Origin of the sequence: Methanobrevibacter woesei (assembly GCF_003111605.1) — an archaeon.
GTDB lineage: Archaea > Methanobacteriota > Methanobacteria > Methanobacteriales > Methanobacteriaceae > Methanocatella > Methanocatella woesei.
In genome coordinates this window covers 19,642-46,116 of record NZ_MZGU01000007.1, presented here as the reverse complement: position 1 = coordinate 46,116, position 26,475 = coordinate 19,642, and the positions used below count along the sequence as shown (strand labels likewise).

Annotated in this window: 25 protein-coding genes; 13 read left to right on the top strand and 12 right to left on the bottom strand. The window is 29.0% G+C overall.

Going from position 1 to position 26,475, the window contains the following annotated elements:
* Nucleotides 1–4: 4 nt before the first annotated feature.
* Genes MBBWO_RS07720 through MBBWO_RS07710 form a run of 3 tightly spaced genes read left to right on the top strand, consistent with a single transcriptional unit; the run spans nt 5 to nt 2,271 of the window.
* On the top strand, nt 5–598 hold the full coding sequence (locus tag MBBWO_RS07720; protein WP_116670323.1) for a potassium channel family protein: 594 nt from the start codon (nt 5–7) through the stop codon (nt 596–598).
* Nucleotides 599–640: 42 nt separating this feature from the next.
* Nucleotides 641–2,005, top strand: coding sequence for a magnesium transporter (locus tag MBBWO_RS07715; protein WP_243408506.1), 1,365 nt, complete (start codon nt 641–643; stop codon nt 2,003–2,005).
* Between the two features lie 32 nt (nt 2,006–2,037).
* Nucleotides 2,038–2,271 carry a hypothetical protein gene (locus tag MBBWO_RS07710; protein ID WP_116670321.1) on the top strand — a complete coding sequence of 78 codons (234 nt, stop codon included), beginning with the start codon at nt 2,038–2,040 and terminating at the stop codon, nt 2,269–2,271.
* Here MBBWO_RS07710 and MBBWO_RS07705 read toward each other — a convergent pair whose 3' ends face one another.
* Both MBBWO_RS07705 and MBBWO_RS07700 read right to left on the bottom strand, forming a co-directional pair.
* Complete coding sequence (locus MBBWO_RS07705) at nt 2,272–3,144, bottom strand: hypothetical protein (RefSeq protein WP_116670320.1); 873 nt, start codon at nt 3,142–3,144, stop codon at nt 2,272–2,274.
* 1 nt (nt 3,145) lies between these two features.
* Nucleotides 3,146–4,045 carry a hypothetical protein gene (locus MBBWO_RS07700; RefSeq protein ID WP_243408505.1) on the bottom strand — a complete coding sequence of 300 codons (900 nt, stop codon included), beginning with the start codon at nt 4,043–4,045 and terminating at the stop codon, nt 3,146–3,148.
* Between the two features lie 280 nt (nt 4,046–4,325).
* Here MBBWO_RS07700 and MBBWO_RS07695 point away from each other — a divergent pair, with 280 nt between their 5' ends.
* From MBBWO_RS07695 to amrS, 5 genes are all read left to right on the top strand, one after another.
* Nucleotides 4,326–4,724, top strand: coding sequence for a Zn-ribbon domain-containing OB-fold protein (locus MBBWO_RS07695; protein WP_116670318.1), 399 nt, complete (start codon nt 4,326–4,328; stop codon nt 4,722–4,724).
* Nucleotides 4,696–5,631, top strand: coding sequence for a sirohydrochlorin nickelochelatase (gene cfbA / locus MBBWO_RS07690; protein WP_116670317.1), 936 nt, complete (start codon nt 4,696–4,698; stop codon nt 5,629–5,631). The genes MBBWO_RS07695 and cfbA (MBBWO_RS07690) overlap by 29 nt, the downstream gene beginning before the upstream one ends.
* Nucleotides 5,632–5,894: 263 nt before the next feature.
* On the top strand, nt 5,895–6,377 hold the full coding sequence (gene cfbA / locus MBBWO_RS07685) for a sirohydrochlorin nickelochelatase (protein WP_116670316.1): 483 nt from the start codon (nt 5,895–5,897) through the stop codon (nt 6,375–6,377).
* A gap of 50 nt (nt 6,378–6,427) precedes the next feature.
* Nucleotides 6,428–7,360, top strand: a complete 933-nt coding sequence (gene thiL, locus MBBWO_RS07680) for a thiamine-phosphate kinase (RefSeq protein ID WP_116670315.1) — start codon at nt 6,428–6,430, stop codon at nt 7,358–7,360.
* Nucleotides 7,361–7,369: 9 nt separating this feature from the next.
* Complete coding sequence (gene amrS / locus MBBWO_RS07675) at nt 7,370–8,380, top strand: AmmeMemoRadiSam system radical SAM enzyme (protein ID WP_116670314.1); 1,011 nt, start codon at nt 7,370–7,372, stop codon at nt 8,378–8,380.
* Here the strand turns inward: amrS and MBBWO_RS07670 are convergent.
* From MBBWO_RS07670 to MBBWO_RS07660, 3 genes are all read right to left on the bottom strand, one after another.
* The gene (locus MBBWO_RS07670) at nt 8,364–9,626 is read right to left on the bottom strand and encodes a UbiD family decarboxylase (protein ID WP_116670313.1); all 1,263 of its coding nucleotides are present in this window, start codon (nt 9,624–9,626) and stop codon (nt 8,364–8,366) included. The genes amrS and MBBWO_RS07670 overlap by 17 nt on opposite strands.
* Nucleotides 9,627–9,634: 8 nt before the next feature.
* Nucleotides 9,635–10,651, bottom strand: a complete 1,017-nt coding sequence (purE, locus tag MBBWO_RS07665; protein WP_116670312.1) for a 5-(carboxyamino)imidazole ribonucleotide mutase — start codon at nt 10,649–10,651, stop codon at nt 9,635–9,637.
* Between the two features lie 67 nt (nt 10,652–10,718).
* Nucleotides 10,719–11,153: a GtrA family protein gene (locus tag MBBWO_RS07660; RefSeq protein ID WP_243408504.1), complete on the bottom strand. Its 435-nt coding sequence runs from the start codon at nt 11,151–11,153 to the stop codon at nt 10,719–10,721.
* Between the two features lie 64 nt (nt 11,154–11,217).
* Here MBBWO_RS07660 and MBBWO_RS07655 point away from each other — a divergent pair, with 64 nt between their 5' ends.
* A complete protein-coding gene (locus MBBWO_RS07655) occupies nt 11,218–12,159 on the top strand; it encodes a glycosyltransferase (RefSeq protein ID WP_116670311.1) in 942 nt (313 codons plus the stop codon).
* On the opposite strand, the gene MBBWO_RS07650 is transcribed toward MBBWO_RS07655, so the two are convergent.
* Complete coding sequence (locus MBBWO_RS07650) at nt 12,142–14,295, bottom strand: Tex family protein (protein ID WP_116670310.1); 2,154 nt, start codon at nt 14,293–14,295, stop codon at nt 12,142–12,144. The two genes, MBBWO_RS07655 and MBBWO_RS07650, sit on opposite strands and share 18 nt — an antisense overlap.
* Before the next feature lie 157 nt (nt 14,296–14,452).
* Here MBBWO_RS07650 and MBBWO_RS07645 point away from each other — a divergent pair, with 157 nt between their 5' ends.
* Complete coding sequence (locus tag MBBWO_RS07645; protein WP_116670309.1) at nt 14,453–16,168, top strand: glycosyltransferase; 1,716 nt, start codon at nt 14,453–14,455, stop codon at nt 16,166–16,168.
* 27 nt (nt 16,169–16,195) lie between these two features.
* On the opposite strand, the gene mmp11 is transcribed toward MBBWO_RS07645, so the two are convergent.
* From mmp11 to hacA, 6 genes are all read right to left on the bottom strand, one after another.
* Nucleotides 16,196–17,134, bottom strand: a complete 939-nt coding sequence (mmp11, locus tag MBBWO_RS07640; protein ID WP_116670308.1) for a methanogenesis marker protein 11 — start codon at nt 17,132–17,134, stop codon at nt 16,196–16,198.
* 8 nt (nt 17,135–17,142) lie between these two features.
* Complete coding sequence (gene ribH, locus MBBWO_RS07635; RefSeq protein ID WP_116670307.1) at nt 17,143–17,559, bottom strand: 6,7-dimethyl-8-ribityllumazine synthase; 417 nt, start codon at nt 17,557–17,559, stop codon at nt 17,143–17,145.
* Nucleotides 17,560–17,712: 153 nt separating this feature from the next.
* Entirely contained in the window at nt 17,713–20,058 is a 2,346-nt protein-coding gene (locus MBBWO_RS07630; protein WP_116670306.1) for a glycosyltransferase, read from the bottom strand.
* A gap of 10 nt (nt 20,059–20,068) precedes the next feature.
* The gene (locus MBBWO_RS07625) at nt 20,069–21,052 is read right to left on the bottom strand and encodes an isocitrate/isopropylmalate family dehydrogenase (RefSeq protein WP_116670305.1); all 984 of its coding nucleotides are present in this window, start codon (nt 21,050–21,052) and stop codon (nt 20,069–20,071) included.
* 15 nt (nt 21,053–21,067) lie between these two features.
* Complete coding sequence (locus MBBWO_RS07620; protein ID WP_116670304.1) at nt 21,068–21,553, bottom strand: 3-isopropylmalate dehydratase small subunit; 486 nt, start codon at nt 21,551–21,553, stop codon at nt 21,068–21,070.
* Between the two features lie 4 nt (nt 21,554–21,557).
* Nucleotides 21,558–22,805: a homoaconitase large subunit gene (hacA, locus tag MBBWO_RS07615; protein ID WP_116670303.1), complete on the bottom strand. Its 1,248-nt coding sequence runs from the start codon at nt 22,803–22,805 to the stop codon at nt 21,558–21,560.
* Between the two features lie 98 nt (nt 22,806–22,903).
* Between hacA and MBBWO_RS07610 the strand changes: the two genes are divergently transcribed.
* The 3 genes from MBBWO_RS07610 (at nt 22,904) to MBBWO_RS07600 (ending at nt 26,473) form a co-directional block, all read left to right on the top strand.
* The gene (locus tag MBBWO_RS07610; RefSeq protein ID WP_116670302.1) at nt 22,904–24,115 is read left to right on the top strand and encodes a DUF2264 domain-containing protein; all 1,212 of its coding nucleotides are present in this window, start codon (nt 22,904–22,906) and stop codon (nt 24,113–24,115) included.
* An 85-nt stretch (nt 24,116–24,200) separates the two neighbouring features.
* Entirely contained in the window at nt 24,201–25,331 is a 1,131-nt protein-coding gene (locus MBBWO_RS07605) for a glycosyltransferase (protein ID WP_116670301.1), read from the top strand.
* Nucleotides 25,331–26,473: a polysaccharide pyruvyl transferase family protein gene (locus tag MBBWO_RS07600; RefSeq protein WP_165807948.1), complete on the top strand. Its 1,143-nt coding sequence runs from the start codon at nt 25,331–25,333 to the stop codon at nt 26,471–26,473. The genes MBBWO_RS07605 and MBBWO_RS07600 overlap by 1 nt, the downstream gene beginning before the upstream one ends.
* The last annotated feature ends 2 nt before the right edge of the window (nt 26,474–26,475 follow it).

Below are 26,475 nucleotides of genomic sequence, written 5' to 3'. Positions count from 1 at the left end.
GTAAATGTCAATTAAGAATATTTTAATTGAAATGAAAAATATGTCGGAATTAATGGTTGATTTGGCTTTTTCTGCTGTTTTATTTAATAATAAAGAATTAGCTGAAGAGGTTTTAAAATTAGAAAATACCATTAATAGCATGAATTATGAAATTAAAAAGCAGTCTCTGGTTGCTGCACGTTCATATGAAGATGCAGAAAAATTAACTGCACTTCTAGAAATTGCTGAAGCTGCTGAAAGTATGGCAAATGCAGCAAAAGATTTAGCAGATTTGGTAATTAAAGGAATCAAACCTCATCCTGTATTTAAAATGGTAATGGAAGAATCAGAAAAAATGATGGCTAGAGTTAAAGTAGATGGTGGTTCTGAATTATGTAATAAAACTTTAGGAGAATTATTACTTGTAAACCGTACTGGAATGAGAGTAATTGCTATTAGACGTGATGATTCTTGGATTTATGGACCTGATAAGCATACAATGATTTATGAAAATGATGTATTGCTTGTACAAGGTACTGAAGCAGGTTCTGAAGTATTTTACAAATTAGCTAATGGTGAAATTACATTAGATGAATTTGATGACTTCTTAGATGAATAATAGACTGTTAAACGTGTGATAAAATGTTAATAGGTGATATGCGTGAAGGACAAAAGGATAGTGAACATGATTCGTCAGTGCATATTATCTATATTGATGTTTTTTGCTAATGCTGTTGTATTTATTTTTAAATTTATTGAAAAGCCTACTTCTCTTTTTGATAATAGATCTTCAAAATTTGTTAAATATTTTTCTGAATTTTACAGTGAGCATAAAAGAAGTATAAAAGAAGGTCTTATTGCATTATTAATCTGTGCTGTAGGGGACTTATGTGCAGGTATAATACTTGGAAATATGACTTATTTTCTTGAAACATTTCCAGGGCTTTTAGTTCTTATTCCAGGTGCTATTGGAATGAGGGGAAATATTTTTGGATCATTTAGTTCAAGATTATCAACAAACCTTCATATTGGTATTTTAACACCAGAATTTAAAAAATCTGATGTATTAATGGAAAATATCACTGTATCTTTTATATTGACACTTGTACTTTCTTTATTTTTAGCTATAATTGCTAAATTAATTTGTATTATATTTGGTTTTGAAAGTATGAGCCTAATTGATTTTATGTTAATTAGTTTAGTTGCAGGCCTTGTTTCATCATTAATAATGTTGCCAATAACAATGCTTATTTCTTTAAAAAGTTTTCAAAATGGATGGGATCCAGATAATATTACAACACCATTAATAGCTGCATTTGGTGATTTATTCACACTTCCTGCTATTATTGTAGCTATTTTAATCTTGTCATTACTTAATTATAGTTTAATTTTAAAATATGTTGTATTTGTACTTTTAATTGTAATTGTTCTTGCAGCTATTTATTATGGATTTAACTCATCTGAGGAAACTAAATCAATTATTAAACAGTCAACTCCTGTGCTATTTATTTGTTCTGTTTTAGGAGTATTTGCAGGAGGAATATTTAATAATTCAATTTCAACACTTCTATCCAATCCAACATTATTAACCTTGATGCCATTATTCTCTGGTGAAAGTGGAAGTATTGTAAGTATTTTAGGTGCAAGATTATCTTCTGGTCTTCATTCAGGTTTAATTGAACCTATTTTAAGACCTAAAAAGAATACTTTGTACAACTTTTTAATAATTATTATATTAGCTATTATAATCTATCCAATCATTGGATTTATGGCTGATGAGTCTTCTTATCTTTTAGGAGTTATGGGATTAGGTTTTGATAAGACAATCTTCATTAGTTTAGCTTCTGGTTTGATTTTAATTCCAATTATGATGGTTATTGTATTTTATGTATCTACACTATCCTATCGTAGAGGTTATGATCCAGATAATATTGTTATTCCAATTTCAACCAGTATTACAGACTCAATTTCAAGTTTAATTTTAATTGGAGTTTCTTTGATTGTTACAGGAGCTATTGTATTTTAATAGTATGATTTTTTCTAAAGGGAGAAAAGAATATGAGTCTATTAATTGGGCATGTTAAAGGATATGGCGAAGAATTAAACATGTATGAGGTTGTCTTTATGGAAGATTTGAATTATGAAGACCAGAAAAAACATGTAAAAAAGCTATGGAAAGAAGACCCTAAAAAATATTATGAGTGGAAAGAGTGGTGTATCGAATGGAATCAATTACCTTCTTTTTTCGGCACTCATGATAATCCTATAGATATTGATGAGTCTAAATTGTAATCAATAGCTAGTTTTAATTGTAAATTTACATTGATTGGAAATAAAATAATCATATTTCAGATATTTTTTATCAAAATCTTTTGGAACTCCAATTATTACTGCCTTTACATCTTCTTTGTTCGTGTGTACAAAAACAATTCCATCTTCACTAAAAATAAGTTTACTTTCAATTTCATTGTTTAGTTTAATAACATCATTAGTAACTTTTTTTGAAATAGATGGGATTAAAGTTGTATCTAAACTGTAATATACATCATTATATGAATTTTCATCAAATAAAAGATAATAATCTGTTGTTTTTAGGTAAGATTTGAATATTTTAAAATAATTGCAGCTATGCTCACCAATATGGTATTGATTACATTTTCCATTGTTTTGGAAGCTATTTATAGAAAATTTCTTATAAAAATCACAAGTCACTATACGATTTATAGAAAAAATATTTTCACTAGTTACACTTGAACCCCATGTCTTCTGTTCAATATTTTCATTAAATGGTGTTAAAATCATTGAGCTTTTTACTTGGTTTTTAAAGATATTTTCATTTATTAATTTGTTATAATCTTTACCTATTGCTAAAAATTTTTCAAAGGATACACTATTTGGAATTGTTTTATTGTCTTCATTTAAAATAGCTAATCCAGCAATAACATTTTCTTTTTGTCTTAGTTCGTTCCAATTTTTGGGACTTCCTGGATTATTAATAAGATTATCACAGGCTTCTGTTGTTATTTTTTCTAAATTTCCTTCAGAAATAGCTGTTGATAACTTTTCACTACTTTCCTGTGTAAATTCTAATATAACTCCTATAGCTAAAAGAAGCAATATTAAAACTACAAGTATTTCAACTGAACTAAATCCTTTTTCATCCATATTATATTAATCCATACTTTTGTCGATGAGAACTATCTAAAAATAGGCGTTGTGTTGGCCAAACTTCATATGCAAGTCCAGGATAGCTATCTTTAAAAATTACATGATCTGGTGCTGAAGTTGACATTTGAATTTCTGGATTAGGAAGAGTTACAATAAATACTTCAAGGCCATAATGGGGGCAAGTGCCTTTTCCTTCTAATCTACATAGGTAACAGCTACCATCAGCACTTTCATGGAAATAACCATCATCTAAACATTTTTTCAGTGTTAGTCCATCTCCATGATGAGTATATGGGTCAAATGGACATTTTTTTATTGTAAGTGGAGAAGATGCACCAATATATCCTTGTCCAGCATCGACAGCTCCATGGAGTGCCAAATACTCTGTAAGAGAGGTTCCATATTGTATTCTATCTCCTATGTAGAAGAAGGGTAGTGAAAAACCACATTTTGTAAAGGGTAGCGGGTCTTTTAACCCTTCAATGGAAGTTTTTCCAGTTAAAACACTGGAAAACTTTTCACCATCTTTTTCAGCATTTATTTGCACGTTTGTTTTTATTATAAATGGACTATCTGTTGTTTCAACTGATAATACATTGGATTCAATTGTAATGCCGTATTTTTCCTTAAATTCTCTATTTTGGGAGTCTAATTTTTTATTTAATTCTTTTTTGATAGTATCTTCACTATCTTGAACTGGAAAACGGCTCATTACAACTTTTTGAGAGGTGTCTTCAATAGATTCATGTAATTTGGATTCGATATTTTTATCATAATCTTCAATGATATATTTGAAATTATCATTTGATATAGATTCGATATTTTCACTATCAACTAAATATAAACTTGATACAATGAAAATAGCCAATATTATAAAGGATACAATTAGAATTGCCATTGTTCCAATTAGTATATTTCCTTTTGAACCTATTTTTAGAAGTTTCATCATATGATGTTAAGGTTGGAAATTATAAATTACTTTTTGAAGTGTGAGATGGTGTTTTAGTGATTTTGTGTTGAAAGTTTATTGGAAAGCAGATTGAGTATTATTTTTTATCAGTCTTTTTTTTATTTTTTAATACTCTAACCTTCTTTTTACTACTAAAAAAAATAGATATTTATATTAAGTGTGAGAAATTATACATAATAAAAATTTTTTATTAACGGAGGATTTATATATGTCAGATACAATTAAATCATGGCGTCATATACAACAAAGATATAATCTCATTGGTTCAAAATGTACCACTTGTGGGGATGTTTTCTTCCCATCAAGAGTAATTTGTCCAAATTGTAGAAGAAAAGGAAATATTGAACCATTCCAATTTAGTGGAAAAGGTAAAATACACAGTTTTTCAGTTATTAGATCTCCTTCAGATGACTTTAAAAAAGTTGCACCATATGCAGTTGCAATTATTGAATTAGAAGAAGGTGCTAAATTAACTTCACAATTAGTTGATTGTGATGTAGATGATTTAGAAATTGGAGATCCTGTTGAGTTAGTATTCAGGAAAATTAGAGAAGATGGTGAAGACGGAGTCATTTCCTATGGATACAAATTCAAAGTCATCAAATAATGTTGCTGTGATTTTACTTAGTCATGGAAGTAGCTTACCTTACGCTGAAAAAACTTTCGGTGAAATTAAAGAAAAGTTTATTGAAGCTACTGGATTACCTACTGAAATTGGATATATGAAGGTTTCTAGTCCTTCCATTGCTGAAGCTGTTGATATATTAAAAGAAAATAATAATATTAACAGAATTTTAGCATTACCTGTATTTTTAGCACCAGGAATTCATACTAATATTGATATTCCTATAATGTTAGGATTAGAACCTTTAGAAACTGATCCTAGATATCCTGACGGCGTATATCCTGATGACTTCTATTTATCTATTGTAAAAGATGTTGAATTTGATGGAGATATTGAATTATTATCTGCTATAGGTCCAGATAAATCACTTTTAAAAGTAATAGATAAAAGAATTGATGAGGCACTTGCTGAATCTCAATTAAATGAGGATGCTAAAACTGGAATTTTACTTGTTTCACATGGAAGTAGGTTAAACTATAACAAGGAGTTTATAACTGAACTTCATAGGTTATTTGATGAAGAATGTTCCTATCCAAATAATTTTGGATTTATGGAGCTTGTAGAACCTAATATTCCAACTTCAATTAATAAATTAGTATCAGAAAACGATATTGAAAGATTAGTTGTTGTTCCAGTATTTATTGCTCCTGGAATGCACACTACTTCTGATATTCCTACTATTTTAGGTTTAAAAGAAGAATCTGAGCATTCACATAGTCATAGTCATGACCATCATCATGATCATGGTCACGGACATGGGCATCATCATCACCATCATCATGACTTAGAAAAAGTTGAATTTGATGGGGAAATATTATATCCAGAACCAATTGGATCTGATGATGTTTTAATTGATATACTAAAAAATAGAATTGAAGATGCTCTTTAATTTTATTTTATTTTTTTTCTTTAATAGACATTTATTTATTTTTTTTAAACTTTAGTTTAATTAAGTTATATTTTCAACCTTTTTTCATAATATTTTACTTAATATTACTAGTTTATCTGATATTAAAATCTACTTTAGCAATTATTATTCTATTTTTCTTTAAACTAAGAATTAATAATCGTTTTTAAGTAAGCTTCCCACTATCTTTAAATATATAAATAAAGTAATATTGTAATATAATCAAATTTACTTTAGGTGTATTTATGAAAGATATTGATTTTAAATCTTCTAAAACAGGAATACTTCTTTTAAGTCATGGAAGTAAATTACCTCAAGGAAAATATGTAATTGAAGCTTATGTAAACATGTTCAAAGTTGATTATCCTGATGCAATTATTGATTATGCATTTATGGAGTTAAGAGAACCTACTATTCCTCAATCAATAGCTAAATTAGCTGAAAATAATGATTTAGAAAGAATTATTGTAGTTCCTGTCTTTGTAGCTCATGGACTTCACACAAAAAGGGATATACCAAAAATATTGGGAATTGAAAGTGATTTTAATGAAGAAGAAATTCACAGCCATGAGCATCATCACCATGACCACAATCATGGGCATCATCATCACCATCATCATGAAGTTGAAACAGCTGATTTTGATGGAGAAATTATCTTAACTGACCCATTAGGAATTGATACTCGTCTTTACAAAATAATTAAAGAAAGAGTAGAAGATAATTTCTAATTTCTTTTTTTTTTAAAATATATATTATTTGAAGATATAAAATTAAGATTATGGATTTAAAAGTTTCAGATATTGGTGAGAAAGAATTAGTTAAATATATAGTTGATAACTGTAAGGATATTGTCTTTGATGATGCAGCTATCACTCCTATTTCTCAAAATAAAGAATTAATTTCCACCTCTGACATGTTAATTCAGTCAAAACATTTTCCTAAAAACATGTCTTATTTTCAAATGGGATTTAAAGCAGTCACTGTTAATGTTAGTGATTTAGCAGCTATGGGTGCAAAACCATTGGGATTTTTACTTTCAATAGCTATTCCAAAAGACATTCTGGTCTCTGATTTTAAACAAATTATTGAGGGTGTTTTAAAAGCCTGTAAATTTTATAATATTCCTTTAATTGGTGGGGATACAAATGAAGCAGATGAGATAATAATTTCTGGAACTGCACTTGGATTAAATGATAAAGAAACTTCTTTAAGAAAAGATGGGTATTCTAAAGGAGATTTGATTTGCATTACTGGTGAAATTGGCCTTGCTGCTTTGGGTTTTAATTTAGATGATGACTCTATTTATGTTAAGAAAGCATTGGAAGCTGTTGCTAAACTCAATGAGGGAATTATTTTAAAAGAAAATGGTGCCACTTCAGCTACAGATATTACAGATGGATTAGCTAGTGAACTTTATGAGATTTCTAAGGACTCTTATGGAATGATGATATATGAAGATAAGATTCCTATATCTGAAGAATATAAAAGGATATCTAAATCTTTAAATCTCAATTATTTGGATTTAATTTTGCATGTTGGTGAAGACTTTGAGTTATTATTTACAATATCTGAAGAAAATTTAGAATTAATTAAAGATAAATTGGATTTTATTGTAATTGGAGAAATTAATGATTCCGGAAAAATAGAAATTACTTTAAATAGTGGAAAAGTATGTGGAATTTCTTCAAAAGGTTATAATCATTTTAAATAGGTTTTCATCATGTTTAGGGATGTATTTTTTAAAAAAAGTTCAAAAACTCAAAAAGTTCGCTGTGAAATTTGCTCGAATTACTGTAAAATTAAACCAGATGAATATGGAATCTGTGGTCAGCATAAAAATCTTAATGGTGAGTTATTTGACCTCAGCTATTCAGTAGTATCTTCTCTAAATGCAGATCCAATTGAAAAAAAACCACTTTATCATTTTCTTCCAGGTTCTTTCAGCTATTCTGTTGGTGGTTTTGGGTGCAACATGTCCTGTTTAAACTGTCAGAACTATATCATATCACAATATTATGATAAAATTTCTGATAAGGATAAAATAATGCCAGAAAGCATTGTTGAAAATGCACTTTCAAGCGGATGTAAGTCAATTTCTTGGACCTATAATGAACCTACTATACACTTTAATTTTGCTAAGAAAACATCTTTACTTGCTAAGAGAGAACATTTAAAAATTATTTATGTAAGTAATGGATATATGTCAAGAGAATCTTTGATTGAAACATTAAATTTTGTGGATGCTTTTAACATAGACTTGAAATCAATATCTTCAAATTTTTATAAGAAAGTATGTAAGGCAGATTTAAATGTTGTATTGGAAAATATTAAGGATATTTATAATTCTGGAAAACATTTGGAACTTACAAATTTATTGATTAATGATTATAACGATTCAAAAGAAGATATATCTCATTTAATTGATTTTATTTTAGAAGAACTAGGTTGTGAAGTACCTCTCCATTTTTCACGTGCATTTCCATATTATAAAATGCCAAATATGGAACCAACAAAAGAAGAGACTCTAATTAACGCACTAAATTTAGCTAAAGAAAAAGGGTTGGAATATGTATATCTTGGAAATGTTCCATTTGATAATAATAGCTATTGTCCAGAATGTGGAGAGCTACTAATTAGAAGAAATGGTTATAAAACAGAAGATTTAGGAAAAATTGAAGAAAATAAATGTAAAAAATGTGGAAAAGAGTTAAATTTTATTCTCCAAAACTAACTCTTTCAAATTTTTCAATTGTTTTAAGTGATTTAGTTGCATCTACACCTAATTTTGTAGTTGTTCCATCACTTTCAGCAACAGGGTCAAGAGAAGATCCTCTTACATTAGGAACAATCATAATGTCCCTATCTGCTTTTACACGTGTAGCTATTGCATATTCAACATCTTGAGGGTCAAATACATCAACATCAGTGTCTACAACAACAGCATGTTTAAGAGAGGGATGAGCAGAAAGTGCAGCCATTATTGCATTTTTTCCATCCCCTTCGGTCTGTTTATTAATGGAAATAACTGCATGTAACCAACAGCAACCTCCTTCAGTTAATGCAACAGTTTCAACTGTAGGAACAGCATTTTTTACAGATTTATAAATCCTTGGTTCCTGTGGAAGCCCTTGTAGGAGTTTATGTTCAAATCCAGCAGGTAAAATTGCATGATAACAAGGGTTATCTTTCTTAATATGCATTTTACTTAATGTTATAATTGGTTGGTCACGAATAATATCATAAGTATCAGTTAAATCAACAAATGGTCCTTCTGCTGTGGTTTCTGTTACTGATATTTTACCTTCAAGTATAATGTCTGCTTGTGGAACTTCTAATTTACTTTCAGTTTTAATAAGGGTTAATTCTCCGTTTTTAAATGCATTTGCAACATCCATTTCATTGTAATCAATAGGGATTGATGTGGTACTTGCAAGTAAAATAGCTGCATCCATTCCAATAGCTATTGCAATTTCTAAATCTTTATTAAGTTTTTGAGCTTTTTGGAAGTATGTATAAAGGTTTCTTGGTACAATCCTAATAGCTAATCTTTTATCATCAAGAACCATCATTCTGTGAATTGATGCATTTTGAATACCTGTTTCAGGGTCACGTGCAAATACAACTCCAGAAGTTATATAAGCTCCACCATCTCTTTTGTAATGTGTTAATATTGGTAGTTTACTTAAATCTGCTTCTGTTGTGTTATATTCAGAGAAATCAGTGAAATTTTCAACTTTAATCGGATTATCACTAGCTTCAATAATTTTAGAAGTTATTTCATTTACTTCGCAGTTAATTGATTTAGCTATTTTTTCACGAGTATTACAAATTCCAGAGACAACTGGCATCTCACTATTTTTTACATTAGTTAAAATAACAGTATCTTTTGGATATTGTCTCAATACCTTAGCTACTTCAAATTCACAACTAAGTTCATCATTAATTTCAATTATATCTTCGGTGTTTTCTAATTTCATAAAAATCACTATATGCTCATTTTTTTATTTTTTGTTTTTTCTAAGATTACTTTTTTATCAGGATTATCCACAGCCAATATTTCTCCTGCGAGTATTGCTGCATTTCTACCGTTATTTACACCAACAGTAGCAACAGGAACTCCTGGTGGCATATTTACCATTGATAATAATGAGTCAATTCCTAATTTTTCTCCACATGGAACTCCAATAACTGGTTTTTCTGTAAGTCCACAGAGACCTCCTGTGATTATTGAAGAGTTTGAGCTAATTCCAATGAAAACATCTACATTTTTCATTCCTTTTACATAATTTTCAAAGGCTTCAGGATGTCTGATTGGACATAATACTTGCATATCATGTTCTATTTTAAGCCTATCTAATATAATTGCAACTTTTTTAGCTATTACTATGTCGCTATAATTACCTGCTAAAACTGCAACTTTAGCATCGTAATTGTATTTACGGCAAGTTTCAATTTCTTTTTCTTCAATTTTAAGGCTTTTAATGTCTAAGAAATCTTTATCAATATAGTTTCCTTCAATTTCATCAATAACAGTATAATTGCTGTCAATTACTTTGGTTGCATATTCATTTCTAAGTTCAGAAATTTTAACAGCTGCTTTAGGATCATGGATAGCAATAAATTGTGCTGCTAAAATAGCTGCATTATCTCCTCTGTTTATTCCAACAGTAGCTACTGGGGTTGGATAAGGAACTTGAACTGATGCATAAAGAGCATCTATTCCTCCAACAGCCCCTTTAACTGGAACTCCAATAACTGGTCTATGAGTATAAGCAGAGATTATGCCTGGAAGATGAGCTGCTAAACCTGCAATACCAATAAACACTTCAACTCCAGCTTCAGTAGCCTCTTTTACAAGTGCTTTGACTAAACTATGTGTTCTATGAGCAGAAGCAACCTTTAAACTATATGGAATTTCGAGTTTCTCTAAAATATCAATACTTTTTTTAGCTATGTCAATATCAGAGCCACTACCAAGAATAATCATTACTTTTGGAACCATAATTTAACCTTTTAATTTTTTTATGAATAATAATTACTTTATAGGTACTAATAAAGTTAATTATAGTTTAAGTTCCATAAAACATAACTCTTCTAGCACTGAAATTCCAGAGCATAACTAATAGTGAGGCTATAATTTTGGAGATTATATATCCTATTGATAACCAATCTATGAATATAAATAAAAGAATTTCAGTAAAAACAAGACCCATTATACTTATTAAAATAAATAGGTTGAATTCAATAACTCTATTCTCAATGTTGGATTGATTGAAAACCCAGGATGTACTTAAATAGTAGTTTGCCATAACTGAAATAGCAAATGCAATTGCCGCTGATATTAAATAATTTACATTAAAAATTTCAATTAAGCCAATATAAATAAAAAAATCTATTAAAAAAGAGATTCCACCAACAAAACAATATCTAAACATTTGAAGATAAATATTGTCTGTTTTTCTTTTAAATAGAAGTTCTATTATTTCACTTTTACTATAATCCAAATTGAATCTCCCAGAATTATTTAATATGTAATTAAATATAAAGATAAATATATATTTTATTACTATGAAAACTGCTGTCCTTATACCCTGTTATAATGAAGAATTAACAATTAAAAAAGTTGTTACAGATTTTAAGAGAGAATTACCTCATGCAGATATCTATGTCTATGATAATAATTCCACTGATAATTCCTATAAAATAGCCAAAGAATCTGGAGCTATTGTAAAAAAAGAGTATAGGCAAGGTAAAGGAAATGTAGTCAGATCAATGTTTCGTGATATTGATGCTGATTGTTATATTATGGTAGATGGTGATGATACATATGGTGTTGAAGCAGCATCTGAAATTGAAAAACTTGTTCTTTCAGGCAAGGCAGACATGGTAATTGGTAATAGATTGTCTGGAAAATATTTTGAAGAAAATAAACGTCGTTTTCACAACACTGGTAATAAATTAGTTCGTAAGGCTATCAACATTTTATTTAAGAGTAATCTTGGAGATATAATGACTGGAATGCGTGGTTTCAGTTATCGTTTTGCTAAATCATATCCAATTTCATCTCAGGAATTTGAAATAGAAACTGAAATGACTATTTTTTCTCTTAATAATAATTTTTTAATAGAAGAAGTTCAGGTAGAGTATAGAGACAGGATTGAAGGAAGTGAATCTAAATTAAACACCTATCGTGATGGTTTTAAGGTGTTATCTCTTATTCTTTCATTATTTAGGGATACACGTCCATTGTTTTTCTTTTCATTAGCTACTCTTGTTCTTTTGTTAATTGCAGCTATTTATTTCCTACCTATTTTTGTTAATTATTTAAGTACAGGTTATGTAGAAAAGATACCAACATTAATTATGGCTTCAACTGTTGTGATTATAGCTGTTGTAATCTTTTTTTCAGGAGTTGTTTTACATGTTCTTAAAAAACAACATCAGCAAAGATTTGAACAGTTTTTAAACATGGTTGAAATGAAAAAAAGAGAATTAGAGAATCATAGATAAGTTAATTCTATTTCTCTCTAAGTCTGTTTCAATAACACGAACATCAACAATATCTCCAACACTAACAATGTCTAATGGGTGCTTTACAAATTTATTTTCCACTAACTGAGATATGTGGACAAGACCATCTTGATGCACTCCAATATCAACAAAAGCTCCAAAATCAACAATGTTTCTAACGGTTCCTTGAAGAATCATTCCTTCTTCTAAATCTTCTATTGTTAAAACATTTTTTCTAAGTATTGGTTTTGGCATATCTTCACGAGGGTCACGACCAGGTTTTTTAAGTTCTTTAACTATGTCTTTTAAAGTCATAACTCCAATATCTAGCTCTTCTGCTAATTTCTCATAATCTAAATTATCAAAGTTTATTTTATTTTTTCCAATATCCTCAACATTATATCCTAATTTATTTAATAATTTTATTGTTTGTTTGTAAGATTCTGGATGTATAGTGGTGTTATCTAAAGGCATTTCAGGGTTATCAATTTTTACAAAACCAGCACATTGTTCAAATGTTTTTTTACCCAGTTTATTAACTTTAATTAATTCTTTTCTATTTTTAAAAGCACCATTTGTTTCTCTATATTCAATAATGTTTTTTGCAGTTGTTTTATTAATTCCAGAAATGTAACTTAAAAGGCTGTAAGATGCAGTGTTTAAATCTACTCCAACTTCATTAACTACTTTTTCAACAACCCCTGTTAATGATTCATTTAGATTTTTCTGATTCATATCATGCTGATACTGACCAACACCAATTGATTTCGGGTCAATCTTTACAAGCTCTGCTAAAGGATCTTGAAGTCTTCTAGCAATAGATATTGCACTTCTTTCACCTTCACTGTAATCTGGGAATTCTTCACTAGCTAATTCACTTGCAGAGTATACTGATGCACCTGCCTCATTAACAATAATATATTCTACATTTGTTCCTTTTATTATCTCTGCAACAATTTCTTCTGATTCTCTTGATGCAGTACCGTTTCCAATAGCTATTACATTAATATCATATTCTTTTATTAAGTTACGGATAGTTTCAGTTGATTCTTTTATTTTATTTTGAGGTTCTGTTGGATAAATTAAATCGGTTTTTAAAACTTTTCCTGTTTCATCAATAATAGCTAGTTTACAGCCTGTTCTAAATGCAGGATCCCACCCTAATATTGTTTTGCCTATTAATGGGCTTGTCATAAGTAATTGATGTAAATTTTTTGCAAATACATCGATTGATTTTTCTTCAGCCTTTTCTTTAAGTTCTTTTCTTATTTCACGTTCTATTGAAGGAGCTATTAGTCGTTTATAAGAGTCAGAAATTGAATCAACAATAATTGGTGTTGTATATTTGTTGTATTCTATTTTTTCAGGAATATCTGAAGAACTTTTTAGGATATGTCTTTTAAGATATTCTAGAATCTCTTCAGCATCTATATATATTTTTACTTTTAAAACTCCTTCTTTTTCTGCTCTGTTGATAGCTAGTAACCTATGTGGAGGAATTTTTGATAATTTTTCTGAATAATTGTAATATATTTCATATTCTGGATTTTCACTATCTTTTTTGACTTTTGTTTCAATAAATCCATGATATAAAGTATTCTCTCTTATTTTCTTTCTAAAATCTGCATTTTCTGATATTAATTCTGAAATTATGTCTTTTGAACCATCAATAGCTTCTTGTGCAGTGTTAACATCTAATTCTGGGTTTATATACTTTTTTGCTATATTTTCAACAGGTTCTGTTAAATCCTGTTTTAAAATTGTGTTTGCAAGACCTTCAAGACCTTTTTCACGAGCTATAGTTGCTTTTGTTCTTTTTTTACTTTTATAAGGAAGATATAAATCATCAAGTTCAACTAATGTTTCTGCAGATAATATTTTTTCCTTTAATTCTTTGGTTAATTTTCCAAGGTTGTTTATTTTTTCAATAATTTGCTCTTTTTTATGCTCTAAATTTCTGAGATATTTTAAACGAGTGTCAAATTTTCTTAATACCTCATCATCTAATCCGCCAGTTATGTCTTTTCTGTATCTTGCAATAAAAGGTATTGTATTTCCTTCATCAATAAGTTTAATAACTTTTTTAACTTGCCATGATTTGATATTAAGCTCTTTTTCAAGTGTTTTTTCTATCATATAAACTACCTTTACATTATTCAAAGAATTGGTTTTTCTTTTATCATTTAATTTTAAAAATATTTATAGATTTATACCATTTTTGTTTGTTTAACAATAATATTTATAGTATTTAAAAAGAAAAAATATTAGTATAATAAATTGGAGATGAGTTTTTTTGTCTTGGTTGATAGTATTGCTCGTTTTTTTATTAGCTTCATTTAGGTCAAATAATAATGTAAAGAAATATATGAAAGTTTCTGTTATTGTACCTGCATATAATGAAGAAGAAACCGTCGCTACTGTTGTTAAAGTTATTAAATCGGTTTCTTATGTTGATGAAGTCATTGTTGTAAACGATGGTTCATCAGATAATACTGTTGAAGAAGCTAAAAAAGCAGGGGCTATTGTTTTTTCTCATTCAAAAAATAAAGGGAAAGGTGAAGCATTAAAAACTGGATATTTAAAATCCAATTCAGATATTGTTGCATTTATTGATGCAGATATTCATAATTTAACTCCTAAAAAGGTAGATGCTATTATTAAACCAATTTTAGAGGGAAAAACTGATATCACTAAGACTAAATTTGCTCGTGAAAGTGGAAGAGTAACAGAATTAACTGCTAAACCTCTTTTAAACTTTTTCTTCCCAGAAATCTCTTTTGAACAACCACTAAGTGGTCAGTTTGCTGCAAAAAGAGAAGTTTTAGAGAAAATTAATTTTGAACCAGATTATGGTGTGGATGTTGGTATTGTTTTAGATGCTGATGTTCAAGGAATTTCAATTAAAGAAGTAGATATTGGTGAAATAGAACATGACATGTCTCCATTAGCTGATTTACATTTAATGGCTAATGAAGTTGTAAGAACTATTATTGATCGTGCTAATAAGTACGGTAGAGTTGTGATGATAGATGATATTGGATATTTAATCCGTATGGCAATTGTTGGATTGTCTCTTGTTATATTAGGATTATTTACCTTGTTCTTTGTTAGATTCATACCTATGGAAGTAGGTGTTTTAATTATTGTATTTGGTATGGCTATTGCAGTTTATTATCTTATTAAGGTAGTTTCAAAATCCGTTGATATGTATAAAAAAATGCCTAGACATAATCTGATTAAATCATTTATTAAAATTCATTTTCCAGTTTTAATCTCTGCTGTGATACTTCTTTTAATGCTTTCAACATTTTTAGGAGCAGCACATATTGAAAATGGAGCGATATCTATTGAACCAAATTCAAGAAACCTTATACTCTTTTCTGATGATACAAATAACACTATTTCAGTAAGGGGGCCATATACTGTAGATAGTGCACTTGAAAATGAGTCTAATTTGCTTCGTATGCCTGCTGATGCCCTTCAAACATTGGGAATTTCATATGGCGATACAATTACAATAAATTCAGTTCATTATAATGTAAATGAAACAAAAAATGGAGAATTGGATTTATTAAGACTTCCTATTGATGTTAAAAATCATCTTGAAGTAAATGATGGTGATATCTTACAAAATAGCCGTTTAAATCAGGTATTTGATGGAACAGTTGTTTCTCATAATGTATCCTCTACAAATAACACAACTTTATTTGACACTTTCATAATCTCTGACAGGTATAATAATGGATCTAGATTAGAAGTAAGTGTGGATAATGTTTCAATGGGTTCAATTGGAGGAATATTTGAAAATAACTCTTCATATAATATTGCTGTCAATGGTCAAGTTATTGAAAGTATAGAGTATATTAACAACTCTTTTGAAAATGATACTATTGAATTTGACTTTGAAGGACATGATTATAGAATAAATATTGTATCTAATAATATAACAACAATACATCACTTTGTAAATTCCCAAGAAGGCAATTTCTTTGATTTTAGAACATATTAATAAATAAAAAAAGTAAAAAAAAAGAGTTTATTTTTTATCATAAACTTTTACTGCTTCTTCAACATCATTGTAAAGACCTAAAGCAGCTAATGCACCAACTTTTCCTTGTTCACCAGTAACAGCGATTAAAGGAATGTTTAATTCTTTTGCAACTTCTTCAGCTTTTTCAACTGTCATCATACCAGATTTTGTAGCTATTGAATATTCTCTTAATTTTTCAGGAATATCTAATCCTTCTAAAATAGCTATAGCTGTTTTATCTGAAAGTGAATCTCTTTTAAGGATTTCAACAAGTTTGTTGATTAATTCTTCTTTTCTTTCACTTTCAACTGCAAAAGTTAAAGCTATTGATACACAATTTTGAGTTTTATGAGGGTTATGTGGGTATAATTGGACAATAATGTGGTCTATGTATTCAAAACCTTCACTTTTAAGCTCCATACCAACGTTATGAGCCATTGTCCATGTAGCACCTTCTTCTTTTGTATCAGTATCATCAATACCTATAACAACTTTTTCAAGTTTTGGTGTAACTACTGTAGCTTTTCCAGGTTTTGATCCTCCACCAATTTTTTCGAGTTCCACATATTTTACTCCTTCACCCATTCCTCTACACATTCCAGCTCCAACACCTGCTCCAGCAAGTCCTGCATGGGTTACTTTTACTTCATCGCCGTCAATAACGATTTCATCAATTCCAGCAGCATTAAAACTAGCTTTAAGGTCTAATGGAGCACATCCGACATGACAGGAGTAAACATGTTTGTTTCCATCTCTGTAAGCGGAATCAATAAGTTCACTATTGTTTCTATATTGATTAAGTAACCAATGAGAACCAGAAATACATGGGTGGTACTCTACAATCTCAACTTTGTCGCCATCAACCATAGTTAAGATTTTTTCATAAGGTGCAACCCAAGGGTCGTTAAATTTTTCTTTTAATTGTTCAGGTTTTAAAATTTCCATTTAATCATCTAAATTTCTTTTAATCTGTCACACATTTTAATAGCTGCTTCAACTGCTCTTTTACCGTAATCTACACGTTTGTGAGCATCTAATCTTGTCATACCCGGTCCGCTGATTCCAAGGGCTACTGGTTTTTCATATTCTAAAGATAAGTCAGCTATTTTACGGGAAGCATGTTGTGCCACGATTTGATCGTGGTCAGTAGCACCTTCGATTACAGCACCAAGTGTAATAACTGCATCAATATCATCTTTTTCAAGTAATTTTTTAATAGCTAATGCCATATCAAAGACACCAGGAACTGTTACAACTTGGGTTATTTCACAATCTCTGGTTTTTGCTTCTTCTTTTGCTAAACCTAACATCATTTGAGTGATATCATAATTAAATTCTGCGACAACTGCGCCTATATTGTATTTTGCCATAATAAAATCTCCATTTAGTTTATCCAAGTACTAAAAGTATAAATCCAGCAACTGCACTGAATACCATAATAAGTATTATAAAAATTGCTGCTATTTGAAGTTTATTCATATCGAATTCTCCTTTAATGTATTATTAACTTATAGATTAATACTTTATTTAAATTTGTTTGTAATATTTCTTAATGGTTTTGTTATTTTCCAACTATTTGAGTTTTTAATACTTTCATTTTCTTCTTTTAATTGGTTTATGTTATCCTTTAATCTATTAATTTCATTTTCATATTGTGAATCTTTTCTGAATTCTTCTTCAGCTACTTGTATGAGTTCATCAATCTTTGTTGTAAGATGGTTAATCCTATTTCTCAAATATTCTTCATTATTTTCTTTATTTGGATCCTTTTTGCTTATTTTCACTTGCAATTTATCTTGCATTATTTTATTTGCAGCTATTTTTCCAGATTCTATATCCTTTATTCTAGATTTGTATGTAATTTCATTTAACTTATCCATTGCACTTTCTTCTTCACATATTGCCCAAATATCACTACCACTTCCAAAGTAATCTGATATTTTTGAAGGTAAATAAGGGTTTATTTTAAATATACTTTCAACAGCACTATCTTCCACTATCAGCACATCAAATTTAGTTGTAAGGTTTAAAAATTCTAAATAGCTAATTGGGCTGTTTATATAGGTTTTATCAAATATATTTTTACTTAATATCTGTTCAAACATTGTTTTATTTGGTGTAAAAAGATGTAATCTAAATTTATCTTTATATTCATTATTTAAATTGTCTAATGCATTTATTACATCTTCAAAATTTCTACTTCCAAATATAACTCCAAAATATGCAAAATTTATGTACTTTTTATCAATATTGTAGTCAGTATTTTTAACATAGTAGTACTTTTTATCTAATGTTGGGTGTGGGCTGATTACAGTTTTTGAATTGATTTTTTCTCTTATTTCAGCAGGTAAATAGTTTAACATAAATGTTTTTTGATTTTCATTTGTAAATATTATTTTATCTGCAAATAAACAGGTTAAATATTCACAAATTGAATTTAAAGTATCTGTTTCTCTAATGGATGGATATTCATTAGGAATGATGTTATTAATTTTTTCAATATAATTTTTATCAATGTATCTTTCTATTTTATAACCTGTACTTGTATATCTTAAAGGGTCTGAAAATTCAGCTTTCCAATATGTATCTGGATATTTTAGCTTATATGCAAGAGCTAAAAAATTAGATGGTATAAAATAACTTCTGCTGTAAATTTTATCATAAATAGGCTTATTCTCTAAAATTTTCATTCCTGATTTTATAAATTTTAAAGTACTTTCCCAAGTATCATTAAAGTCTGTGTTGACAGTCATTTTATCTATTATAAATTCATTAACAATTTTTTCAAATTCATAATCTTTTTGCTTGTCATTTAGACTTCCACAGATAACACTAACATTATTTTTATTATTTATAATTCTTTTAGCTACTACATTACTTGTTGTTGTGTTTGTGGGAGGGAATGCATAGGAAATTATTAGTTCATTATTTTCTTTATTTAATTGAGTATAATTTTCATTAAGATATTTGTAAGGGAAAAAATCAAAATTATATCTATTTATTTCATTATATACTTTTTCTAAATCTTTTGGATTTTCTTTAAGATACTCATTAATGAAATTTACTTGGCCACCAGTTAGTGATTTTATAAAATTTCTCATTTCATCGGTTTTTGCGGTCTTAAGTCCTTTATTAATATCTTCAATTACATTTAATCTTCCAATAACATTAAATTCATAGGATACTGGTTGTCTGGATATGGAATTGTCTCTCCATAATCTATAATATGTAGCACCTTCTGATTTATCAATTAAATAAAATTCAAAGTCGTGTTCAGGATAAAATCTTGCATAGTAAGATATATCCACTCCATTTTTCAATTCAGGATTAAATAAAGTCTTTTTAATTTCTGATGTTGGTATTAGTTTATCGGTTGTGATAACAAGGATATCGGGCATATAACTATAAGCTTCTTTAATTATTCCTGAATTTTTTAGCAATGGGGGAGATAAGTATGACTCCTGAACATCTCCTGTATCTTCATTAATATCTAAAAAAGTGCCAATAACAACTCTATTTGGTTTACTATATTTATAGAGTGTTTCAAGGTAATTTTCGCTGATAAAATCATCATCATCTATAAAAATAGTGTATTCTCTTTTTGAAATATTTACTCCATGATTACGGGCATTGCATACTCCTTCATCACTGTAGGTTAATATTATATTTATGTTGGGGTTGTCTTTTTGATATTCTTTTATTATGTCTGATGTTGAGTCTTTTTCCCCATTAACAATAAAAATAGCATCGAATAGTTCTGGATTAATAGTTTGGTTAACTAATGAGTCTAATAATTTAGAAATGTACTTTTCACCTTTATATGTAGGTATTATAACATTTATTCCTTTTTCTAAATTATTTAAACTCATTAAAATCCCTTTATAAATTATTTTTAATAGCTTCAGCCATCTCAAAGGTATTTGATGAACCTCCAAGGTCGCCGGTTAAATATTTGCCTTCATCTAAAACTTTTAATATGGCTGCATCTAATTTATCTGCTTCATCAGTTAAATTTAAATGTCTAAGCATCATAACTGCAGATAAAAGCATAGCTGTTGGATTAGCTTTCTTTTCACCAGCTATATCTGGGGCAGATCCATGCACTGGTTCAAATAGTGCACCTTCTTCACCTATATTTGCTGATGGTATTAAACCTAAACTTCCAACAAGCCCCGCACCTTCATCAGATAAGATATCTCCAAAGAGGTTTGTAGTTACAATTACTTCAAAGCTTTGAGGATTAGTAATAAGATACATTGCTGTTGCGTCTACATAGAAATCTTCACTTTCAATATCTGGATATTCTTCAGCAACTTCATAAAATATTTCTTTGAATAAACCATCAGTTTTTTTAAGGACATTAGCTTTATGAACAGCAGTTACCTTTTTTCTATTATTTGCTTTAGCATATTCAAATGCATATCTTATAATACGTTCCTCTGCTTTTCTTGTGATAATACGTCTAGCTATTGCTCCTTCTTCGGTTTCTTTTTCTTCATCTGCAATATACATTCCTTCTGTATTTTCACGCACAATCATAAAGTCAACATCTTTAAATAATGAATTAGTATTTGGATAGGATTTCACTGGTCTTAAATTAGCAAACATCTTCATTTCCTGACGTATTTTAACAATAACATCTGCAGCTGTTTCTCCAGCAGCTCCAAATAAACATGCATCAGAATTTTTAATTAAATCCAATGTTTCTTTAGGAAGTGCAGTACCTGTTTTTTCTAAGCATTCATCGCCTGCATCACCGTATGTATATTCAAAATCAAGGTTTAGAGCATCTAAAACATTTATTGTAGCTTCCATTACTTCCTTTCCAATACCGTCTCCAGGAATTACAGCAATTTTAAACATTAAATACCTCCATTCTTATTCTTCGTGTTTTTTTCTGAGATATGGAATTAATCCTCCTTCATTTAAAATTTCTAACATAAATGGAGGTAATGGTTTAAATTTTATTTCTTCACCATTTTTAGAGATTATTTTACCATTTTCCATATCTACTTCAATTTCATCTTCATTTTCAATAAATTCACTAATTCCAGGAGCTTCTAAAAGTGGAACTCCTACATTAGTTGCATTTCTATAGAATATTCTTGCAAAGGATTCAGCTATTACAGCTGCTATTCCATTTCCTTTAATAGCTATTGGAGCATGTTCTCTTGAAGAACCACAGCCAAAATTTTTTCCTCCAACAATGAAATCTCCTTTATTTACCTTTTCATTAAAATTAGGATCTAATCCTTCCATACAATGTTTTGCAAGAGTTTCTTCATCAATATAAATTAAATATCTTCCAGGGATGATAATATCAGTATCAATATCATCTCCAAATTTCCAAGCTTTTCCTTTCATGTTATCACTGTGGTACCACTATTTTTCCTTCAATTGCTGATGCAGCAGCTACTGCAGCTGATGATAAGTATACTTCTCCTTCTGGGCTTCCTTGTCTTCCTTTAAAGTTCCTATTTGAAGTAGAAAGGCTTACTTCACCAGCGCCTATAAGTCCAGTATGTCCTCCAAGACAAGGACCACAACATGGAGCTGATACTAAAGCACCTGCTTCTACAAATATTTTAATTAATCCTTCATCAAGAGCTTTCATGTAAATCTCTTTTGATGCAGGTATTACAAGCATTCTTGTTCCTTTGGCTATTGTTTTTCCTTTTAATATTCTTGCAGCATCTCTTAAATCACTTAATCTTCCATTGGTACAGGAGCCTAAGAACACTTGGTCAATTTCAACATCGACTTCACTAACTGGTTTAACATTATCTACATTATGTGGGCATGCAACTTGTGGTTCTAAGTCACTAACATCAATATCAATAATATTTAAAGATGGAGCATCTAAATCAGTTTTAAATAATTTGTATGGTTTGTTAGACCTAGCTTTAACATATTCTATGGTTTTTTCATCAGGTTCAACTAATCCTGTCTTTCCACCCATTTCAATTGCCATGTTAGAAAGCACCATACGGTCTGAAACACTCATATTGGATACAGTTTCACCAGCAAACTCACATGCTTTATAAGTGGATCCGTCTGCACCAACTTGTCCAATTATATTTAAAATTACATCTTTTGCATAGACATTATCATTTAGTTGTCCACTAATTTCAAATCTATTAGTTTCTGGTACTTTGAACCATAATTTTCCTTCAGAAAATACCATTGCCATATCTGTAGAGCCAATACCTGTTGAAAAAGCACCTAATGCTCCATGAGTACATGTATGGGAGTCAGCACCTACAATAACTTCTCCAGGAACAACATGTCCTAATTCTGGAAGTATTTGATGGCAAACTCCTGCATTAACATCATAAAAGTTTTCAATATTTTGTTCTTCAACAAATTTTCTCATTATAATGTGATTTGTAGCAGAGTCAATTGAATCTGCAGGGACTTGATGATCAAAAGGTATAACAATTTTAGATGGATCCCATACTTTTTCAGTCCCAATTTCATTAAAAGATTGTACTGAGAGAGGTCCAGTTAAATCATGTGTCATAGCCACATCAATATTTGCTATAACAATATCTCCAGCTTCAACATTCTTTTTTCCTGAAGCTCGAGCTAATATTTTTTCTGACATTGTTTTTGACATTATTAAACCTCGCTATAAATTATCAAATTAATATGATTTTTTATTAAAAACTAATCATAATTAAAATTTATATATTATGTATAATAAAATATACTATCATGAGTAAGTCTATTTTTGGAAGATTTAAAAAAAATAAAGAGCCATTTTTTGAAGAAGAACCTTCTGTATGGGAAGATAGGATTTTTTGGGTTGATACAATGCAAAAAATTACTTATCCTGTTTTATCTAATTTAAGAAAGGGTTCTCTTAGAAAAAACATGCCTTATATCTCTAAATCTAATGAAGGACAAAGAACAGCATCCTTTGAAGCATTTTCAAGGGTTTTTAATGGAATTGCACCTTGGTTGGAGTTGGGAAGAGATAGTACTGATGAGGGTAGACTTCGTGAAAAATATATTGGAATGACCTTAAAAGCTTTGGAAAACGCTATTTATCCAAATAGTGAAGATTATATGTTTGTTGATGGTAATAATAAGAAAATATTGTCTGAAACAGCTATTTTCGCTCAAGGATTACTCAGGTCTAAAAATCAAATATGGTTAAATTTACCTATTGATGTTCAAGCTAGGATTATCACAGAACTTAAAAATACTAGAAATATTGCACCTTATGATAATCATTGGTTGCTTTTTACTTCAATAATTGAAGCGACTTTGTTAGAATTTACTGGTGAATGTGATATGGAGCGTTTACGTTATGGTGTTCGTAAATTCTGGAAAGAATGGTATTTAGGGGATGCAATCTATTCAAATGGGGATGAAGCTAGACAAGATTATTATAATAGTCTTATAATCCATCCAATGTTAAACGATATTTTAATGGTTATGAGAAAATATAATATTGAAGGTAATGACTTTTTAAATAAACAACTAATGAGGACAAGCAGATTAGCTTCACAATTAGAACGTTCTATTTCTCCAGAAGGAACTTATCCATTAGTTGGAAAATCTTTATCTTATCGTACAGGTATTTTCCATGCTTTAACTCAAGCATCTTTATTCAAAATATTGCCAAAAAATATTGCTCCTGCACAGGTTAGAACAGCTTTAACTGCAGTTTTAAAATCTCATTTTGCAGGAAATCATAATTTTGATGGAAATGGATGGTTAACTGTAGGAATTAATGGTAATCAACTTGATGCATCAGAAAAAAGCATTAATTCAGGTAGTGTTTATCTTTGTTGCGAAGTATTTTTACCGTTAGGATTATCTTTCAATGATCCATTTTGGTCAGATCCATTTGAAGAATGGTCTTCATTAAAAGCTTGGAATGGAAATTCAATTGATGTGGATCAGTCTATTGATTTTTAAATTATTTTTATACTTCTATTTTTTTAATTTTTAAAGAAAGAGTTTTTTATTATCAGGATATAAATTTAATATCAATGGTGGGATAATGTTTAATTTCTTTAAAAGAGTTTTCAGTCGTTCTTCTGATTTTAAAAATTTAAAAAATATTAAAATGGCTTATGTTCTAGCTGCTTTTCCTACACTTTCTCAAACTTTTGTTGTAAATGAATTAAGATGGTTAAAACATAATGGATATGATGTTAAAGTTTTTTCATTCTCTAACCCTGAAATGCCAGTTGATTTAGATTTTGATTTGGAAATTATTCATTTTGATTCTGATGATTTATTGGGGAATTTAGAAAAGCTTTTAATTGAACATAAAATTGAACTTATTCATACTCATTTCGTTTATCCTGTTGGAACATTATTCACTTTTCCAGTTTCTCAAAAATTAAAAATCCCTTTTACATTATTTGCACATGCTGCTGATATTTTCAAATATGAGATTGACAAAATCAATAACATCTCTGAAATTACCAATTCTGAGTATTGTAAGGGCATTTTTACTTTAAGTGAATTTCATAAGAATTATTTGATTGAGAGAGGAGTACCATCAAATAAAATTATCATTACAAAACAAGCTACAAATTATGAAATTGAACCAATCACTTTAAATGATAATAAGACAAAATCTATTGTTTCTATTTCTCGTTTTGTTGAAAAAAAAGGGTTAGATGATTTAATTGATATAGCTAAAATTTTAGAGAATGAAAATTATAATTTTAGCATTTATGGTTTTGGTGATTTGGAAGATGAGTTAAGAGCCAAAATTGAAAAGTTAAATCTTAATAATATTTCTATTAAAGGAAGGTTAAATGGTGCTAAAGAAGTTAAAAAAGTTTTAAAAGAAGCGGATTTGCTTGTTTCTCCTTGTAAACGTGGAAGTGACGGAGACCTTGATGGATTTCCAACAGTGGTATTTGAAGCTATGGGTTATGGTACTCCTATATTAACTACTAATGTTTCAGCTATCCCTGAAGTAATCAGTGATGGAGTTAATGGATTCATTGTTGAGTCAAATAATAAAGAAGCATTTGCCTTAAAAATTAAAGAAATCATGTCTTTGTCTAAGGAAGATATTTTAAAAATAGTTACTAGGGCTCAGAAAGATGTTCAAAATGAATCTAGTGTAGAAATGACTATGGAGAAACTTATTGAAATATGGGGTGGGATTTAATGAAATATGGATTATTATGTTATGATTATTTAGAAAATTTAGGTAATGAAATTCAGAGTATTGCTGCAAGACGTTTTTTACCCGAAATAGATTATTTTATAGATTATAATAATTTATCCACATTTAAAGCATCTGATGACTTTAAAATGATTATGAATGCATGGTATTTCCATGAAACAAAATCTTGGCCTCCTGTAGATGAATTTATCCATCCTTTACTTATTTCAATGCATATTAATATAAATAATAAAAATGTTTTAAATCATTTTTTAACAGAAGAAAGCAGGGATTTTTTAGTAAAATATGGGCCTGTTGGTACAAGAGATCATTTAACTCGTGATTTTTTACTTGAAAATGATATTCCTGCTTATTTTTCTGGTTGTTTAACTTTAACACTTGAAGGAGATAAATCTGTTGAAAAAGAAGATTATATTCTTTTAGTTGATGTTCCTAAAGAATTAATTAGTTTTATTAAATCTAAAACTGATAAAAAAGTTTATGTGCTTTCTCACAATCCTCCTATGGACTTAAATAAACGTAGATTATCTCCTGAGTTTCACTACCTTGAAGATAGGATTTATAATAGTCAGGAAAAGTTCTTTTTTGCAGAATGTTTATTAAATTTATATGAAAGAGCATCTTGTGTTATTACTAAAAGATTACATGTTGCATTGCCTTGTTTGGCATTTAATACTCCTGTTTTAGTTATTAATGATGAAATTATCAATGGAGAAAGAAGATTTTCTTCTTATAAAGATTTACTTAACTTTTATTCATTAGAGGAGTATATGAATAACTACACTATTTTTGATGTTAATAATCCTCCTCAAAATAAAAAAGATTATTTAAAAATTAGAAAAGAATTAATTTCTACAGTTAAAAAGTTCACAGGCCACATTAATCCTTCTTACCATAGTTTCAAGTTAGATTCTTTTGATTTCATGAAGTTTAACACAGTCTTTTTATCTAAGATTAATAATTCTTTAAATGAAACTAATCAAAGGGTATTTAATTTAGAAAATAGAATTAAAGAACTTGAAGCTGAAAATATTAATCAAAAGAATATTATTAATGAAATGGCTTCTTCAAATAGCTGGAAATTAACCAAACCTTTAAGAAATATTATGAATTTTAGAAAATAATT